The sequence below is a fragment of the Pseudomonas citronellolis genome (genome assembly GCF_001586155.1).
Taxonomy (GTDB): domain Bacteria; phylum Pseudomonadota; class Gammaproteobacteria; order Pseudomonadales; family Pseudomonadaceae; genus Pseudomonas; species Pseudomonas citronellolis.
The window spans coordinates 495,113-512,695 of record NZ_CP014158.1; the positions used below are offsets into that span (position 1 = coordinate 495,113).

The 17,583-nt window shown below is 68.1% G+C and carries 14 protein-coding genes; 11 read left to right on the plus strand and 3 right to left on the minus strand.

What is annotated here, in order from left to right; translation table 11 throughout:
• Positions 1-163: 163 nt before the first annotated feature.
• Complete coding sequence (locus PcP3B5_RS02200) at positions 164-1,063, minus strand: LysR substrate-binding domain-containing protein (protein ID WP_009615073.1); 900 nt, start codon at positions 1,061-1,063, stop codon at positions 164-166.
• Positions 1,064-1,281: 218 nt separating this feature from the next.
• On the opposite strand from PcP3B5_RS02200, the gene PcP3B5_RS02205 reads away from it, so the two are divergent.
• From PcP3B5_RS02205 to PcP3B5_RS02235, 7 genes are all read left to right on the plus strand, one after another.
• The gene (locus PcP3B5_RS02205; RefSeq protein ID WP_061560477.1) at positions 1,282-2,400 is read left to right on the plus strand and encodes an ABC transporter ATP-binding protein; all 1,119 of its coding nucleotides are present in this window, start codon (positions 1,282-1,284) and stop codon (positions 2,398-2,400) included.
• 10 nt (positions 2,401-2,410) lie between these two features.
• The gene (locus PcP3B5_RS02210; RefSeq protein ID WP_061560478.1) at positions 2,411-3,337 is read left to right on the plus strand and encodes an ABC transporter permease; all 927 of its coding nucleotides are present in this window, start codon (positions 2,411-2,413) and stop codon (positions 3,335-3,337) included.
• The gene (locus PcP3B5_RS02215; RefSeq protein WP_009615076.1) at positions 3,337-4,143 is read left to right on the plus strand and encodes an ABC transporter permease; all 807 of its coding nucleotides are present in this window, start codon (positions 3,337-3,339) and stop codon (positions 4,141-4,143) included. The genes PcP3B5_RS02210 and PcP3B5_RS02215 overlap by 1 nt, the downstream gene beginning before the upstream one ends.
• Before the next feature lie 26 nt (positions 4,144-4,169).
• Positions 4,170-5,204: an ABC transporter substrate-binding protein gene (locus PcP3B5_RS02220; protein ID WP_061560479.1), complete on the plus strand. Its 1,035-nt coding sequence runs from the start codon at positions 4,170-4,172 to the stop codon at positions 5,202-5,204.
• Positions 5,205-5,360: 156 nt separating this feature from the next.
• Positions 5,361-6,818, plus strand: a complete 1,458-nt coding sequence (locus PcP3B5_RS02225; protein WP_061560480.1) for an amidase — start codon at positions 5,361-5,363, stop codon at positions 6,816-6,818.
• A 23-nt stretch (positions 6,819-6,841) separates the two neighbouring features.
• Positions 6,842-8,143 carry a malonyl-CoA decarboxylase gene (locus PcP3B5_RS02230; RefSeq protein WP_061560481.1) on the plus strand — a complete coding sequence of 434 codons (1,302 nt, stop codon included), beginning with the start codon at positions 6,842-6,844 and terminating at the stop codon, positions 8,141-8,143.
• Positions 8,144-8,151: 8 nt separating this feature from the next.
• Positions 8,152-9,675: a malonate--CoA ligase gene (locus tag PcP3B5_RS02235; RefSeq protein WP_061560482.1), complete on the plus strand. Its 1,524-nt coding sequence runs from the start codon at positions 8,152-8,154 to the stop codon at positions 9,673-9,675.
• A gap of 344 nt (positions 9,676-10,019) precedes the next feature.
• On the opposite strand, the gene PcP3B5_RS02240 is transcribed toward PcP3B5_RS02235, so the two are convergent.
• Positions 10,020-10,997 carry an NADPH:quinone oxidoreductase family protein gene (locus tag PcP3B5_RS02240; RefSeq protein ID WP_058487733.1) on the minus strand — a complete coding sequence of 326 codons (978 nt, stop codon included), beginning with the start codon at positions 10,995-10,997 and terminating at the stop codon, positions 10,020-10,022.
• Positions 10,998-11,154: 157 nt separating this feature from the next.
• Between PcP3B5_RS02240 and PcP3B5_RS02245 the strand changes: the two genes are divergently transcribed.
• The 4 genes from PcP3B5_RS02245 (at position 11,155) to PcP3B5_RS02260 (ending at position 16,639) form a co-directional block, all read left to right on the plus strand.
• The gene (locus PcP3B5_RS02245) at positions 11,155-11,559 is read left to right on the plus strand and encodes a flagellar basal body-associated protein FliL (protein WP_009615084.1); all 405 of its coding nucleotides are present in this window, start codon (positions 11,155-11,157) and stop codon (positions 11,557-11,559) included.
• Between the two features lie 137 nt (positions 11,560-11,696).
• The gene (locus PcP3B5_RS02250; protein WP_061560483.1) at positions 11,697-12,770 is read left to right on the plus strand and encodes an HlyD family secretion protein; all 1,074 of its coding nucleotides are present in this window, start codon (positions 11,697-11,699) and stop codon (positions 12,768-12,770) included.
• The gene (gene rbbA / locus PcP3B5_RS02255) at positions 12,767-15,511 is read left to right on the plus strand and encodes a ribosome-associated ATPase/putative transporter RbbA (RefSeq protein ID WP_061560484.1); all 2,745 of its coding nucleotides are present in this window, start codon (positions 12,767-12,769) and stop codon (positions 15,509-15,511) included. The genes PcP3B5_RS02250 and rbbA overlap by 4 nt, the downstream gene beginning before the upstream one ends.
• Positions 15,512-15,514: 3 nt before the next feature.
• Positions 15,515-16,639 (plus strand): ABC transporter permease, encoded by a 1,125-nt coding sequence (locus PcP3B5_RS02260; protein ID WP_058487730.1) that lies wholly within the window; start codon positions 15,515-15,517, stop codon positions 16,637-16,639.
• Positions 16,640-16,996: 357 nt separating this feature from the next.
• On the opposite strand, the gene PcP3B5_RS02265 is transcribed toward PcP3B5_RS02260, so the two are convergent.
• Complete coding sequence (locus tag PcP3B5_RS02265) at positions 16,997-17,452, minus strand: EVE domain-containing protein (RefSeq protein ID WP_061560485.1); 456 nt, start codon at positions 17,450-17,452, stop codon at positions 16,997-16,999.
• Between the last annotated feature and the right edge of the window lie 131 nt (positions 17,453-17,583).

Here is a 17,583-nt window from a genome sequence, read left to right on the forward strand (position 1 = left end):
CCTCGGGGCGGCCTTCAGGGAAATACCGTCGTAGGATGGCGTTGAGCGAAGCGATACCCATCGCCACGGCAGCATGGGTTTCGCAGGCTCAACCCATCCTACGAAGAGCGCCCCGGCGCAGTCGGCAAGACGGTTGCTCCGGTATCGTTTCGCTTAATCCAACCTACGGCAACGCCGAAGGAAATTCCGCGGCAAGGGTTTGCGCCAGCCAATCGCCGAACCACTCGATATCGGCGCTGCTCGGTCCCGGCGGGATCAGCAGCTGGTAGCTCTCCAGGCGCACCTGGTTAGGCAGCGGCCGCACCAGCGCGCCGGATTCCAGCTCCTTGCGCACCAGCACGTCGTTGGCCAGGGCGATGCCGGCGCCGGCTTCGGCCATGGACAGCGCGTGGTCGTTGCTGACGTAGAGCACGTCGGGGCTGACGCGGATGTCCAGCTGGTTGGCGGCGAACCAGGCGTTCCACCATTCGCCGTCGTGGACGTGGATCAGATCGTGGCGCACCAGCTCCTCGGCGCTGTCCAGCGGGCCGTGGGCCGCCAGGTAGGCCGGCGAGCACACTGGGAATACCTGCGGGTGCAGTAGCGTGGCCTGGCTCTGCGGGTACTGGCCGGGCATGCCGTAGGCGATGCCCAGGTCGGCGCTGTTGCCGTCCACCTCGGTGAAGGTCGGGTTCGGCTCGATCGCCACCTTCAGCCCCGGGCGCTGCTGGCGCAGGGTTTCCAGGTGCGGCATCAGCCAGCGCTTGGCGAAGGCCGGCACCACCAGGATCTTCAGCCAGCGCGCCGAGCCGCCGGGCACCAGTTCGAGGCTGGCCTCGGCGATCTGCTGCAGGGCTGTGGATATCTTCGCGTAGTAGCGCTGCCCGGCTGGCGTCAGGCTGACCCCGCGCGGCGTGCGCTCCAGCAGCTGCACGCCCAGCCAGTCCTCCAGCAGGCGCACGTGGCGGCCGATGGCCGGCTGGGTGACATGCAGCGCCCTGGAGGCGGCGACGTAGCTGCCCAGGCGCGCGGCCGCTTCGAAGGCGCGCACGGCGTTGAGCGGCGGCAAGCGGGGGAGTGACATGAGGGTGGGCCTCGTGCGTTGTTAAATTATTTAATATCGAATGTAAGAAAATTGAGCTTTTTGCTCAACCGCAATCTGGCCACACTCGGCCCCAGCAGCCTCACCACAAAACCAGCCGGTCACCGGCACACGCTGCAGCGCTTTCCCCATTCCTGCCACAACAAATACAAGCCTCCGCGCGCACCGCGCCAGCGGGGGAGGGAACCGGAGGTACATCCATGAGTGCCCTGCACAGCCTGCAGACGGCCGCCGTCTCCATCCGTTCGGTGCGCAAGGTCTACGGCGACCCCGACAGCGGCCCGGTGGCGCTGAAGAGCGTCGACCTGGACATCCGCGACAACGAATTCTTCACCCTGCTCGGCCCCTCCGGCTGCGGCAAGACCACCCTGCTGCGGATGATCGCCGGCTTCGAGTTCCCCACCGCCGGGGAAATCCTCCTCTACGGCGAGAACATCGCCGACCGCGCGCCCTACGATCGCCCGGTCAACACCGTGTTCCAGCATTACGCGCTGTTCCCGCACATGACCATCGCGCAGAACCTGGCCTTCGGCCTGGAGTCGCACCCCATGGGCCAGCGCCTGGGCAAGGTGGCCGTCGCCGAGCGGGTGCGCGAGATGCTCGCCCTGGTGCAGATGGAACGCTTCGCCGAGCGCCGCCCGACGCAGCTTTCCGGCGGCCAGCAGCAACGCGTGGCCCTGGCCCGCGCGCTGGCCCCGCACCCCAAGGTGCTGCTGCTCGACGAGCCGCTCTCGGCCCTGGACCTGAAGCTGCGCCAGGCCATGCGCGAAGAACTCAAGACGATCCAGGCCAAGACCGGGATCACCTTCATCTTCGTCACCCACGACCAGGAAGAAGCCCTGACCATGTCCGACCGCATCGCCGTGCTGGCCAATGGCGAGGTGCAGCAGGTCGGCCGGCCGACGGACATCTACGAACAGCCGCGCAACCGCTTCGTCGCCGACTTCATCGGCGAGACCAACTTCCTCCCGGCGCAGGTCGCCGAGTTGGCCGGCGAGCAGGCGCTGTTCCGCATCCCCGGCGGCCAGACGCTGCGCGCGGTGGGCCGCGAGGGCCTGCGCGAAGGCGCCGAGGTGACCCTCTCGATCCGCCCCGAGCGCCTGCGTCTGGTCGGTGCTGACACCGCGGACGCCACGCCCTGCACCCTGGCCGAACAGGTCTACCTGGGCACCGACCTGCAGTACCAGGTGCAACTGGCCGATGGCACCCGCCTGCGCGTGCGCACGCCCAACAGCGCCGGGCAGAGCCAGCGTTTCGCCGCCGGCGAGCGCCTGGGCCTGCAGTTCGACCGCGACAGCGCCAGCGTGCTGCTGGACTGAGGAACCCGCCATGACCACTCTCACCGTACGCCCCGGCAACGCCCTGGAGCGGCGCCGGGCCCTGGCTGGCCTGCTCGGCGTGTCGCCGGCGCTGCTGGCGATCGGCCTGTTCCTGGTGGTGCCGATCCTCATCGTCGCCGCCTACTCGCTGATGCAGGCCAACCCCTATGGCGGCGTCAACCACGTGTTCAGCAGCGACGCCTACGTCTCGCTGCTGTTCGAACGCCAGCTGGACGACAGCCTGGCCTTCGCCGACTCCTACCTGATCATCGCCCTGCGCTCGCTGGGCATCGCCACGGCCACCACCGTGATCACCCTGCTGGTGGGCTTCCCGGTGGCGGTCTGGCTGGCCATGCAGCCGGCGCGGCGGCGCGGCCTGCTGATCTTCCTGATCACCGTGCCGTTCTGGGCCAACCTGCTGATCCGCACCTACGCCTGGATCCTGCTGCTGCGCGGCACCGGGGCGATCAACAACGGCCTCATGGGCCTGGGCCTGATCCACCAGCCGCTGCCGCTGCTCTACAACGACGGCGCGGTGCTGCTGGGCCTGGTCTACACCTACGCGCCCTTCGTGGTGCTGCCGATCTACTCGACCCTGGAGAAGATGGACATGCGTCTGCTGGAAGCCGCCCAGGACCTCTACGCCGGGCGCCTGCGCACCCTGCGCAAGGTGGTGCTGCCGATCGCCCGGCCGGGCATCCTGGCCGGCGCCATCCTCACCTTCGTGCCCTGCCTGGGCGCGATGATCGCTCCCGAGCTGCTCGGCGGCGGCACCAAGATGATGCTCGGCAACCTGATCTTCCGGCAGTTCGCCGATGCCCGTAACTGGCCCTTCGGCGCCGCCCTGTCGCTGGTGCTGATGGCGGCGGTGATGCTCGCCCTGACCTTCTACGCGATGCGCGCCGAGCGCCTGCGCGTGGCCCGGGGAGGTGTGTGATGCCGAGTCTGTTGCGCAAGCGCCGTCTCGGCGTGCAGGACTTCCCCGGCTTCGGCGGCTTCAGCCTGCTGTTCTACCTCTACCTGTACGCGCCCATCGTGGTGCTGGTGGTCTACTCGTTCAACGCCAACCAGTCCGCCACCGTGTGGACCGGCTTCAGCCTCGACTGGTACCGCGCCGCCTTCGCCAACCAGGCGCTGCGCAGCGCGGCCGGCAACAGCCTGCTGATCGCCGTGTGCGCCAGCATGATCGCCACCGCCATCGCCACCCTGGCCGCGCTGGGCACCTCGCGCGGGGCCAGGTTCAAGGGTATGCGCCTGTCCATGGGCGCCATCATGCTGCCGCTGGTGCTGCCGGAGATCGTCGTCGGCGTGGCTACCCTGGCGCTGTTCTCCAGCCTCGGCGTGTCGCTGGGCTATGGCAACCTGATCATCGCCCACACGGTGTTCTGCATCCCCTTCGCCTACCTGCCGATCCGCGCCCGCCTGGAGGACATGGACCTGTCCCTGGAACAGGCCGCCGCCGACCTCTACGCCGGGCCCTGGCGGACCTTCCGCAAGGTCACCCTGCCGCTGCTGATGCCGGGGATCTTCTCCGGGCTGATGCTGGCCTTCATCGTCTCGCTGGATAACTTCGTGATCTCGATGATGGTCTCCCAGGCCGGCACCACCACCTTGCCGATCTTCATCTTCGGCCTGCTGCGGATGGGCGTCACGCCCGACGTCAACGCGGTGTCGACGCTGATCCTCGGGGTTTCCGTGTTCTTCGTCAGCCTTTCCTTCCTGCTCGGCAAAGCCAAAGCCTGAGCGCCACGCCACAACCGGGAGTCAACATGAGCAAGTCGATCGCAGTCATCGCCGCCACCCTGTCGCTGAGCCTGGCCGGCGCGGCCCACGCCGCCGGACAGGTCAACGTCATCAGCTGGAGCGGCTACTTCTCGCCGCAGATCCTGGAGAAGTTCGAGAAGCAGACCGGCATCAAGGTTACGGTGGATTCCTACGATTCCAACGAGACCCTGCTGGCCAAGCTCAAGCAGGGCGGCAGCGGTTACGACGTGGCCATCCCCTCGCACCAGTTCGTGCCCATCCTGGTCCACGAGAACCTGCTGGAGCGCTTCGACCCGATCAAGCAGCCGTACTACGCGAACATCGAGGACAACCTGCGCAAGCCCACCTGGGACCCGGAAGGCGGCTACTCGGTGCCCTTCATCTGGGGCACCACCAGCGTGGTCTACGACACCGCCACCTACAAGGGCCCGGCCGACAGCTACTCGCTGCTGTTCCAGCCGCCGCAGGAGCTGCAGGGCAAGATCAACATGCTCGACTCGGTCAACGAGGTGATGGACACCGCCAGCCTGTACCTGGGCGTGCCGCTGTGCAGCGAGGACCCGAAACAGGTGCAGCAGGTGCTGAACCTGCTCAAGGCGCAGAAGCCCTTCGTCAAGACGTACAGCTCCAAGGCCGGCTCGGTGCGCGAGAACCTCGCTTCCGGCGAGACCTCCATGTCGCTGTTCTGGGGCGGCTCGTCGCTGCGCGCCCGGGAGATGAAGCCGAGCCTGAAGTACCTCTACCCGAAGGAAGGCGTGATGGCCTGGGTGGACAACCTGGTGATCCCCAAGGGCAGCAGGAATCCTGACGCCGCCCGCCAGTTCATCGCCTTCATGAGCCAGCCGGAGAACTCGGCGATCACCCAGAACTTCCTCAAGCACCAGAGCCCGATCAAGGGCACCGACGCCTTCCTCGACCCGAGCCTGAAGGATGCGCCGGAGCTGCACATCCCCGAGGGCACCAAGGTGGTCTTCAGCAAGACCTGCGGCGAAGGCGCCATCCGCCTGGCCGACCGCCTGTGGACCAACCTGATGCGCTGATCTAAGGCGCTGGCCCCCCGCGTTCGCGGGGGTGACGGGGTGGGGCAGGGCGCCGCGAGGCGCCGTGGCTTCGCTCACCCCGCCAAAAGTCGCATCTGCACAAACATCGTTCCGTCATTCCCGCGAACGCGGGAACCCAGAGAAAGGCCGCGTCACATGAGCCAGAACCCGAATATCAGCCCCCTCGTCCAGCTTCAGGCCCATGAGCTGGCGCAGCTCATCCGCCTGCGCCAGGTCTCCTGCCGCGAGGTGATGGGCGACTACCTGGCGCACATCGAGCGCTTCAACCCGGCGGTCAACGCCCTGGTCAGCCTGCAACCGGCCGAGGCGCTGCTGGCCCAGGCCGACCAGCGCGACGCCGAGCTGGCCCGCGGCGAATACCGCGGCTGGATGCACGGCCTGCCCCACGCCATCAAGGACCTGTCGCTGACCAAGGGCATCCGCACCACCCTGGGTTCGCCGCTGTACCGCGACTACCTGCCCGAGCGCGACGGCATCATGGTCGAGCGCATCCGCGCCGCCGGCGCCATCCTCATCGGCAAGAGCAACACCCCGGAATTCGGCCTCGGCTCGCAGAGCTACAACCCGCTGTTCGGCGCCACCGGCTGCGCCTACGACCCCAGCCGCACCGCCGGCGGCAGCAGCGGCGGCGCCGCGGCGGCCCTGGCCCTGCAACTGGTGCCGGTGGCCGACGGCAGCGACATGATGGGCTCGCTGCGCAACCCGGCGGCCTTCAACAACATCGTCGGCTTCCGCCCGTCCCAGGGCCGCGTGCCCTTCGACGACGCCGCCGACCTGTTCTTCGACCAGCTCGGCTACGAAGGCCCCATGGGCCGCAGCGTGCGCGACGTGGCCCTGCTGCTGTCGGTGCAGGCCGGCAGCGATGCCCGCGCGCCGCTGTCCATCGCCGAATCCGGCAAGGCCTTCGCCGGCCCGCTGGAGCGTGACTTCAAGGGCGCGCGCCTGGGCTGGCTGGGCGACCTCGGCGGCCACCTGGCCATGGAGCGCGGCGTGCTGGAGCTGTGCCAGCGCGCGTTCGCCGACTTCCAGGCCATCGGCTGCGAGGTCGAATCCTGCGAACTGGGTTTTTCCGCCGAACGCTTGTGGGACTGCTGGCGCACCCTGCGCCACTGGTTCGTCGCCGGTTCCCTGGGCGCGGCCTATGCCGACCCGGCCAAGCGCGAACTGCTCAAGCCGGAGGCACACTGGGAAGTGGAGAACGGCCTGCGCCTGTCGGCCATGGACGTGTACCAGGCCACGGTGGCGCGCAGCGACTGGTACCGCGCCATCCAGCGCCTGTTCGAGCGCTACGACTACCTGCTGCTGCCCAGCGCCCAGGTGTTCCCCTTCGACAAGAACCTGCATTGGCCGAAGGAAGTCGCCGGCCGCGCCATGGACACCTACCACCGCTGGATGGAAGTGGTGATCCCCGCCACCCTGTCCGGCTGCCCTGTCGCCAACGTGCCGGTAGGCTTCAATGAACAGGGCCTGCCCATGGGCCTGCAGATCATCGGCCGGCACCAGGCCGACATGGCCGTGCTGCAACTGGCCCATGCCTACGAGCAGGCCACCCAATGGTACCGGCGCTGCCCGCCGCCGCTGCTGGCGCAGTGAGGCGCGCCGAAGAAGGAGGTTCGATGAACGTCAGCTTCTTCCAGGAACTGCTGCAGAGCATCAGCGAACGCGGCCGCCAGCTGCTGGAATCCCGCGAGCCAGCGCCGATCAGCGCCGCCTCGCTGGTGGAGGCCAGCCGCCGGCTGCTCTCCGGCCACGGCGAGGCTTCCGGCGTGGCCCTGGCGCGCCAGGTGCTGTGCGCCTATCGCGACTGCCCGGCGGAGCAGCAGAAAGCCTTCTTCGACAACCTGCTGGACGACTTCGCGCCGCCCCGCGAAGCCCTGGCCGAAGCCTGCCGGCGCTACCTGGAGAACCCCGGCGCCGAGCAGGTCACCGCGCTCTTCGAGGCCTGCGAGCCGCCGCGCCAGGAACTGTTCCGCCGCCTCAACCAGGCCCCCGGCGGCACCGCCGAGCTGATCGCCATGCGCCGCCGGCTGCTGCAGGAGCTCAAGGCGCGGCCGCAACTGGCGGCGGTGGACCACGACCTGCAGCACCTGCTGGCCTCCTGGTTCAACCGTGGTTTCCTGGTGCTGCGGCGCATCGACTGGTCGACGCCGGCGGCGATCCTGGAAAAGATCATCCGCTACGAGGCGGTGCACGCCATCAAGGACTGGGACGACCTGCGCAGCCGCCTGCAACCGGCCGACCGCCGCTGCTTCGCGTTCTTCCACCCGGCCTTGCCGGAGGAGCCGCTGATCTTCGTCGAGGTGGCGCTGACCCGCCAGATGCCCGCCGCCATCGCGGAAATCCTCGAACAATCCGGCGAGGCCGCAGAAGCGCCGGACACCGCGGTGTTCTATTCCATCAGCAACTGCCAGGAGGGCCTGCGCGGCATCTCCTTCGGCAACTTCCTGATCAAGCAGGTGGTGGAGGAACTGGCCCGCGAAGTGCCGGGCCTCAAGCAGTACGTCACCCTCTCGCCGGTGCCCGGCTTGCGCCGCTGGCTCGACAGCCAGGCCGAGCGCCCCGAGGTCGCCGAATGCCTGAAGGCGCTCAGGCCCGACGCGCCGCCGCCCCCGCGCCTGGAACAGCCGCTGCTGGCGCTGGCCGCCGAGTACTTCCTGCAAGCGAAGAACGCCCAGGGCCAGCCGCTGGACCCGGTGGCGCGCTTCCACCTGGGCAACGGCGCCCGCCTGGAACGCCTGAACTGGCGCGGCGACCTCTCCGCCGGCGGCCTGCGCCAGGCCGCCGGGCTGATGGTCAACTACCGCTACGAATTGCGTCAGATCGAGAAAAACCACGAAGCCTACGCCAACCAGGGCACGGTGATCGCCGCCAACGAGGTCAAGCGACATCTCCCCCCACCGGCCAAGCCACGCCGCTAGGAACCGCCATGAACCAGAGCCTTTTCGCCGCCGTCGGCGAGCACCTGCCCGAAGACCTGAACAAACCCTTCCTCCGCACCCCGGACGGCGGCGGCTACAGCTACGCCGAGATGCTGCGCAGCAGCGCGCAGTTCGCCCACGCCCTGGTGGAGCTCGGCGTGCAGCCGGGCGACCGCGTCGCCGTGCAGGTGGACAAGAGCCCCGAGGCGGTCATGCTCTACCTCGGCACCCTGCGCGCCGGCGCGGTCTACCTGCCGCTGAACAGCGGCTACACCAGCGACGAGCTGAGCTACTTCCTCGGCGACGCCGAGCCTTCGCTGTTCGTCTGCACCCCGGCCTTCGAGGAACAGGCCAGGGCACTGGCGCAGCAATGCGGCGTGGCCCGCGTGGCGAGCCTGGGCCAGCGCTGCGAAGGCAGCCTGATGCCCCATGTGGAAGGCAAGCCGGGGCGCTTCCTGGACATCGAACGCAGCGCCGACGACCTCGCCGCCATCCTCTACACCTCCGGCACCACCGGGCGTTCCAAGGGCGCAATGATCAGCCACGGCAACCTGGTCTCCAACGCCCGCGCGTTGGTCCAGGCGTGGGCCATCACGGCGGACGACTGGCTGCTGCACGCGCTGCCGATCTTCCACATCCACGGCCTGTTCGTGGCCATCAACAGCCTGCTGATGGCCGGCGGCTCGCTGCTGTACGTGGACAAGTTCGACGCCGCCGAAGTGCTGCGCCTGCTGCCCCGGGTGAACCTGCTGATGGGCGTGCCGACCTTCTACACCCGCCTGCTCGACCAGCCGGGGCTGATCCGCGAAGCGGTGGCGCACATGCGCCTGTTCGTCTCCGGCTCCGCACCGCTCACCGCCGAGACGCACAAGGCCTTCCGCGAACGCACCGGGGTGGCGATCCTGGAGCGCTACGGCATGACCGAGACCGGCATGAACACCTCCAACCCGCTGAATGGCGAACGCATCGCCGGCACCGTCGGCTTCCCGCTGCCGGGCGTGGAACTGCGCATCACCGACCCGGGCGAGAAAGAGGCGAAGCTGCTGCCGCAGGGCGAGCCGGGGATGATCGAAGTGCGTGGCCCCAACGTGTTCCGCGGCTACTGGAGGATGCCCGAGAAGACTGCCGAGGAACTGCGTAGTGACGGCTTCTTCATGACCGGCGACATCGGCTTCATCGACGACAAGGGCTACGTGCAGATCGTCGGCCGCAGCAAGGACATGATCATCAGCGGCGGCTACAACGTGTACCCGAAGGAACTGGAACAACTCATCGACACCCTGCCGGGCGTGGCCGAATCGGCGGTGATCGGCGTGCCGCACCGCGACTTCGGCGAAGGCGTGACGGCGGTGGTGGTGGCCAAGCCCGGCGAGGCGCCGAGCGAAGCGGACATCCTGGCCGGCCTGGACGGTCACCTGGCGCGCTACAAACAGCCCAAGCGGGTGGTGTTCGTGGACGCGCTGCCGCGCAACGTGATGGGCAAGGTGCAGAAGAACCAGCTGCGCGAGCGCTTCAAGCAGTTGTACGCCTGAACGTAGGGCGGATAACCGTTCGCGGTTATCCGCCGTTGGCGCCGACGGCGGATAACGGCTTTTCGTAGGAGCGAGGGGGACGCCTAGTTCTTGCTCGCGAACAGTGCTCGCCGGTGAGCTCGGTGTATTGGATGGACTCCGCAACCCTCTCCCCAGCCCTCTCCCTGAAGGGAGAGGGGGCTATCCGTGCCGCTGGTGGTTTTCGTGCCATCCGGCAACACCGGCGTAGCCGGCGAGCGCCGAAATCACACTTCACATCGAACGGTCCCCTCTCCCTTCAGGGAGAGGGTTAGGGAGAGGGAACGAGGCCCATCCCCCACACCGCTACATCAGGCCGAACACCCTCAACGCACCTGCACCACCACCTTCCCAACAGCCCGCCGCTGCCCGAGATGGTTGATGGCATCCCCAGCCTTCTCCAACGGATAAGTCTGCGAAACCAGCGGCTTCAACTTGCCCTCGGCAAACCACTGGAACAACTGCTGGAAGTTCGCCGCATTGTCCTGCGGCTGGCGCTGGGCGAAGGCGCCCCAGAACACGCCCACCAGCGAGGCGCCCTTGAGCAGCGGCAGATTGGCCGGCAGCGACGGGATGGTGCCGCTGGCGAAGCCCACCACCAGCAGGCGGCCGTTCCAGGCGATGCTGCGGAAGGCTTCCTCGAACAGCTCGCCGCCCACCGGGTCGTAGATCACGTCCACGCCCTGGCCGCCGGTGATTTCCTTGAGCTTGTCCTTCAGGCTGCCTTCGCTGTAGTTGACCAGCACATCCGCGCCGGCGGCCTTGGCCACTTCCAGCTTGGCGTCGCTGCTGGCCGCGGCTATCACTTTCGCGCCCATGGCCTTGCCGATTTCCACCGCCGCCAGGCCCACGCCGCCGGAGGCGCCGAGCACCAGCAGGGTTTCGCCCGGCTGCAGGTTGCCGCGCTGCTTCAGCGCGTGCATCGAGGTGCCGTAGGTCATGCCGAAGGCGGCGGCGGTGGTGAAGTCCATGCCCGCCGGGATCGGCAGCACGTTGTAGGCGCCCACCGCCACCTGCTCGGCGAAGCTGCCCCAGCCGGTCAGGGCGATGACGCGGTCGCCGGGCTTCACGTGGCTGACCTTCTCGCCCACCGCCGCGACCACGCCGGCGGCCTCGCCGCCCGGGGCGAAGGGGAAGGGCGGCTTGAACTGGTACTTGCCCTCGATGATCAGGGTGTCCGGGAAGTTCACTCCGGCGGCGTGGACGTCCAGCAGCACTTCGTTTTTCTTCGGCTCGGGGCTGGCGACTTCTTCCAGCACCAGGGTTTCGGCGGGGCCGAAGGCTTTGCACAGCAAGGCTTTCATCGGAGGTACTCCTTTCGTGTAATGCCCGGCAGTGTAGGAGTGACGGGGCGGGGGGCAAATCAGTATGGTCCCGGCTTATGCCCGTGCATAACCGCCGGGCTTGGGCCGCGCGCCCGGTATGGCTATGCTTGCCGGCATCGTGCATGGAGAAGTCGCCTTGAAAGCCCTGATCGCCCTGTCGCTGGCCCTGTTCCTCAGCCCCCTGATGGCTTCCGAGGAGGCCAAGCCGGAAGACGCCAACAAACCGCTGTTCGTCGACCTCACCCCGGCCCTGGTGGGCAACTACGGCAGCGGCCCGAAACTGAAGTACTACAAGGCCGATATCGCCCTGAAGGTCACCGGCAAGGAGGCCGAGGAGAAGGTCGAGCACCACGAGCCGCTGATCCGCAACCAGCTGATCATGCTGTTCGCCCAGCAGACCGACGAGAGCCTCGGCAGCGTCGAGGCCAAGGAGAAACTGCGCCAGGAGGCGCTCAAGCAGGTACAGACGGTCCTCAAAGAAGAGGAAGGGAAGCCGCTGGTGGACGATCTGCTGTTCAACAACCTGATCGTGCAGCCCTGACAAGACACAGGTTTCGCGCGTTTTCGCCCGCTCTTCAGGCCTTTTCGGGCGGCTCTGACCTGTATCAAGGCCTTTTCCCCTCCCTTCGCTGAAGATCCCTACAAGATCGCTCAGATGAGCGTTGACCAGGGGGTACGATGAAGGGAAATTCGAAACGCTGGCTGTTCCGTGGCGGCGTGCTCGCGGCCTGCGCCGTGGTCGCCGCGCTGGCCTGGCAGACGCTCAAGCCCAACGGCCTGGGCGAAGGCTTCGCCAGCGGCAACGGGCGCATCGAGGCCACCGAGGTGGACGTAGCCACCAAGCTGCCCGGCCGCGTGGCCGAGATCAAGGTGGACGAGGGCGACTTCGTCAAGACCGGCGAAGTGGTCGCGCGCATGGACACCCAGGTGCTGGAAGCGCAATTGGCCCAGGCCCAGGCCGAGGTGCGCCGGGCGCAGAACGCCAAGCTCACCGCCGAATCCGTGGTGACCCAGCGCAACAGCGAGAAGAGCACCGCCGAGGCGGTGGTGGCCCAGCGCCAAGCCGAACTCACCGCCGCGCAGAAGCGTTTCACCCGCACCGAACAACTGGTCAGGCGCAACGCCCTGCCGCAACAGCAATTGGACGACGACCGCGCCGTGCTGCAGAGCGCCCAGGCCGCGCTGTCCGCCGCGCGCTCCCAGGTGATCTCGGCCCAGGCCGCCATCGAGGCCGGGCGTTCCCAGGTGATCGAGGCGCAATCGGCCATCGAGGCGGCCACCGCCAGCGTCGCCCGGCTGCAGGCCGACATCGACGACAGCCTGCTGCGCGCTCCCCGCGACGGCCGTGTGCAGTACCGCGTGGCGCAGCCCGGCGAGGTGCTGGCCGCCGGCGGAAAGCTGCTCAACATGGTCGACCTGACCGACGTCTACATGACCTTCTTCCTGCCCTCGGCCCAGGCTGGCCGCGTGGCCCTCGGCCAGGAGGTGCACCTGGTGATCGACGCGGTGCCGCAGTACGTGATCCCGGCCAAGGTCTCCTACGTCGCCAGCGTCGCCCAGTTCACGCCCAAGACCGTGGAAACCGCCAACGAGCGCGAGAAGCTGATGTTCCGCGTCAAGGCGCGCCTGGACCCGGCGCTGCTGGAGAAATACATCACCTACGTGAAGACCGGCGTGCCCGGCATGGCCTACCTGCGCCTGGACCCTGAGGCGCAATGGCCGGACAACCTGCAGATCAAGGTTCCGCAATGAGCGCCCCGCTCGCCGCGGTGGCCAGCCTGGCCGGCGTGTCGCTGCGCTACGGGCAGACCCGCGCGGTGGACGACGTGAGCCTGGACATCCCGGCCAACCGCATGGTCGGCCTGATCGGCCCGGACGGCGTCGGCAAGTCCAGCCTGCTGGCGCTGATCGCCGGCGCGCGCAAGCTGCAGGACGGCCAGGTGCACGTGCTCGGCGGCGACATGCGCGACGCCCGCCACCGCCGCGCGGTGTGCCCGCGCATCGCCTACATGCCCCAGGGCCTGGGCAAGAACCTCTACCCGACGCTCTCGGTGTTCGAGAACGTCGACTTCTTCGGCCGCCTGTTCGGCCACGACAAGGCCGAGCGCGAGCGGCGCATCGCCGACCTGCTGCACAGCACCGGCCTTGCGCCCTTCGCCGAACGCCCGGCGGGCAAGCTCTCCGGCGGCATGAAGCAGAAGCTCGGGCTGTGCTGCGCGCTGATCCACGACCCCGACCTGCTGATCCTCGACGAGCCCACCACCGGCGTCGACCCGCTGTCGCGCAACCAGTTCTGGGAACTGATCGGGCGCATCCGCGCCGGCCGCCAGGGCATGAGTGTGCTGGTGGCCACCGCCTACATGGAGGAGGCCGAGCGCTTCGACACCCTGGTGGCGATGGACGAGGGCAAGGTGCTGGCCACCGGCACCCCGGCCGAGCTGCGCGAGCACACCGCCACGCAAAGCCTGGAGGCGGCCTTCGTCGCGCTGTTGCCCGAGCGCAAGCGCGCCGGCCACCACGAGCTGGTGATCCCGCCGCGCCAGCACAGCGAGGGCGCGCCGCAGATCGCCATCGAGGCCGAGGGGCTGACCTGCCGCTTCGGCGACTTCGTCGCGGTGGACCACGTCAGCTTCCGCATCGAGCGCGGGGAAATCTTCGGCTTCCTCGGCTCCAACGGCTGCGGCAAGTCCACCACCATGAAGATGCTCACCGGCCTGCTGCCGGCCAGCGAGGGTAGCTGCGCGCTGTTCGGCCAGCCGGTGAACGCCAAGGACATGGCCACCCGCCGCCGGGTGGGCTACATGTCCCAGGCCTTCTCGCTGTATGCCGAGCTGACGGTGCTGCAGAACCTGGAACTGCACGCCAAGCTGTTCCACCTGCCGAGCGAGCAGATAGGCCCGCGGGTGGAGGAGATGCTCGCCCGCTTCGACCTCGGCAAGGTCCGCGACGAGCTGCCCGACAGCCTGCCGCTGGGCATCCGCCAGCGCCTGTCGCTGGCCGTGGCGGTAATCCACAAGCCGGAAATCCTCATCCTCGACGAGCCCACCTCGGGCGTCGACCCGGTGGCCCGCGACGGCTTCTGGCAGTTGATGGTCGAGCTGTCGCGGCGCGACGGGGTGACCATCTTCATCTCCACCCACTTCATGAACGAGGCCCAGCGCTGCGACCGCATCTCGCTGATGCACGCCGGCAAGGTGCTGGACAGCGACACCCCGCAGGGCCTGATCGACAAGCGCGGCCTGCCGACCCTGGAGGCGACCTTCATCGCCTACCTGGAGGAGGCCGCCGGCAGCGCCGCGCCGCCGCCCGAGCCGCAGGCGCCGGCCAGCACCGTCGACGAACAGGCGCCGCACAAGCCGCAGCGCCAGCGTTTCAGCCCGCTGCGGCTGTTCAGCTATGCGCGGCGCGAATCCATGGAACTGCGCCGCGACCCCATCCGCCTGACCCTGGCGCTGCTGGGCACGGCGCTGCTGATGTTCATCATCGGCTACGGCATCAACATGGACGTCGAGGACCTGTCCTACGCCGTGCTCGACCGCGACCAGACCACCACCAGCCAAGCCTACGCGCTGAACATCGCCGGCTCGCGCTACTTCGTCGAGCACCCGGCGATCCGCGACCCCGACGACCTCGACCGGCGCCTGCGCAGCGGCGAGCTGAGCCTGGCGCTGGAGATCCCGCCGCACTTCGGCCGCGACCTCAAGCGCGGCGACGACCCGGCCATCGGCGTGTGGATCGACGGCGCCATGCCCACCCGCGCCAACACCGTGCAGGGCTACGTGCAGGGCCTGCACGGCAGCTACCTGGCCGAGCTGGCCCGGCAGAGCGGCAACGCCGAGGCCAGCGCGGCGGCCAGCACCGAGGTGCGCTACCGCTACAACCCCGACGTGGAGAGCCTCAAGGCCATGGTCCCGGCGGTGATCCCGCTGCTGCTGATCATGATCCCGGCGATGCTCACCGCCCTGGGCGTGGTGCGCGAGAAGGAGCTGGGCTCGATCACCAACCTCTACGTCACCCCGGTGACGCGCCTGGAGTTCCTGCTCGGCAAGCAGTTGCCCTACATCGGCATGGGCATGGTCAACTTCGTGCTGATGCTGGCCATGGCGGTGCTGCTGTTCCGTGTGCCGCTCAAGGGCAGCCTGCTGGCCCTGAGCCTCGGCGCGCTGCTGTACGTGATCACCAGCACCGGCCTCGGCCTGCTGCTGTCGACCTTCATGAAGAGCCAGATCGCCGCGGTGTTCGGCACCGCCATCGCCACCATGATCCCGGCCATCCAGTTCGCCGGGCTGATCCACCCGGTGTCCTCGCTGGAGGGCGCAGCGGCGCTGATCGGCAGGCTCTACCCGACCTCGCACTTCCTGATCATCAGCCGCGGCACCTTCTCCAAGGCCCTGGGCCTGAGCGACCTGTGGCTCTACTACCTGCCGCTGCTGGCGGCCATCGGCGTGCTGACGCTGCTCAGCGTGCTCCTGTTGAAGAAGCAGGAGGACTGAGCGATGAAGAAACTGGCGAACATCTTCAACCTGGGCATCAAGGAGTTCCGCAGCCTCGGCCGCGACTACGCGATGCTGATCCTGATCGCCTGGGCCTTCACCCTGGGCGTCTACAGCTCCGCCACCGGCGTGCCGGAAACCCTGCACCACGCGCCCATCGCGGTGGTCGACGAGGACCAGTCGCAGCTCTCCTCGCGCATCGTCAACGCCTTCCAGGCACCGTACTTCCGCACCCCGGAAATGATCGGTCACGCGCAGATGGACCGCGGCATGGACACCGGCCTGTACACCTTCACCCTGGACATCCCGCCGGACTTCCAGCGCGACGTGCTGGCCGGCCGCCAGCCGGCGGTGCAGGTCAACGTCGACGCCACCCAGACCGCCCAGGCCTTCTCCGGCGCCGGCTACATCCAGAACATCATCGCCACCGAAGTGCGCGAGTTCGTCAGCCGCTATCGCAGCGAGCCGGGCATGCCGGCGGAGCTGGCGGTGCGCATGGAGTTCAACCCCAACCTGACCCAGGCCTGGTTCGGCGCGGTGATGGAGGTGATCAACCAGATCACCATGCTGTCGATCATCCTCACCGGCGCGGCGCTGATCCGCGAGCGCGAGCACGGCACCGTCGAGCACCTGCTGGTGATGCCGCTGACCGCCTTCGAGATCATGCTGGCCAAGGTCTGGTCCATGGGCGTGGTGGTGCTGGCGGCGGCCGCGCTGTCGCTGCAGCTGGTGGTGCGCGGTTGGCTGGACGTGCCGATCAGCGGCTCGCTGGCGCTGTTCCTGCTGGGCGCGGCGCTGCACCTGTTCGCCACCACCTCGATGGGCATCTTCCTTGGCACGGTGGCGCGCTCGATGCCGCAGCTGGGGCTGCTGGTGATCCTCACGCTGATGCCGCTGCAGATCCTCTCCGGCGGCACCACGCCGCGCGAGAGCATGCCGGAGCTGGTGCAGAACATCATGCTGTTCGCCCCGACCACGCACTTCGTCAGCCTGGCCCAGGCCATCCTGTTCCGCGGCGCCGGGCTGGCCATCGTCTGGCCGCAACTGCTGGCGATCATTGGTATCGGCGCGGCGTTTTTCTGCGGGGCGTTGTGGCGGTTCCGCAGGACTATTTCGCAGATGGCTTGATGTGGGGGGCTTGCTCGTGAATGGGGGGGCTGCCGGTTGGCGCGGTGTGTTGGATGGATTCCGCAACCCTCTCCCCAGCCCTCTCCCTGAAGGGAGAGGGGGCTAGTCCGTGCCGAGAAAGGTGATGGTGTCAGCCGGAAACCGCTGGTGCTGCCGGCTGACTCAGGAATACCCAAGCGCTCCGAACGGTCCCCTCTCCCTTCAGGGAGAGGGTTAGGGAGAGGGCGCTCTTCGGGATCAACACCAAGCGGTCACCGGCAAACACTGTTCGCGAGCAAGCTCGCTCCTACGAAGAGCATCCCCACCGAGCCAAGAGGCGAATCTCATCCACGCCCCACCCGACAACCGGCCTGCGTCCTAGCGTCGCGCCAACCCAAGAATGATCTTCCACTGCTCCTCGCTCACCGGCATCACCGACAAACGGCTGCCGCGCTGCACCAGGGCCAGCTCCTCCAGCCCGGCGGCGGCGCGGATGGTGGCCAGCGGCAGCACTTCCCTGAACGCCTCCACGAAACTCACGTCCCGCGCGCTCCAGGGGTTCTTCCCGGCGCTGGCCTTGGCGTCGTGGTAGGGGCTCTGCGGGTCCAGCGCCGTGGGGTCGGGGTAGGCCTCGCCCTCGATGCGGGCGATGCCGGCCACGCCCGGCTGCGGGCAGCTGGAGTGGTAGAAGAAGAACAGGTCGCCGGGCTGCATGCTGCGCACGAAGTTGCGCGCCTGGTAGTTGCGCACGCCGTCCCAGCGCGCCTTGCCCAGGCGCTGCAGGTCATGGATCGACAGTTCGTCGGGTTCGGATTTCATCAGCCAGTGCGGCATGATCCTTGCTCCAGTTTCGCCGTTTTTGTGGGAAGCGGCTGACTCCGACGACTGGACCAGGCATGGAATTGCGAGACGCTTTCCATTGTCGGAGAATGCCGCCGTTTTCAGCTTGGCACGCGCCGGACGGA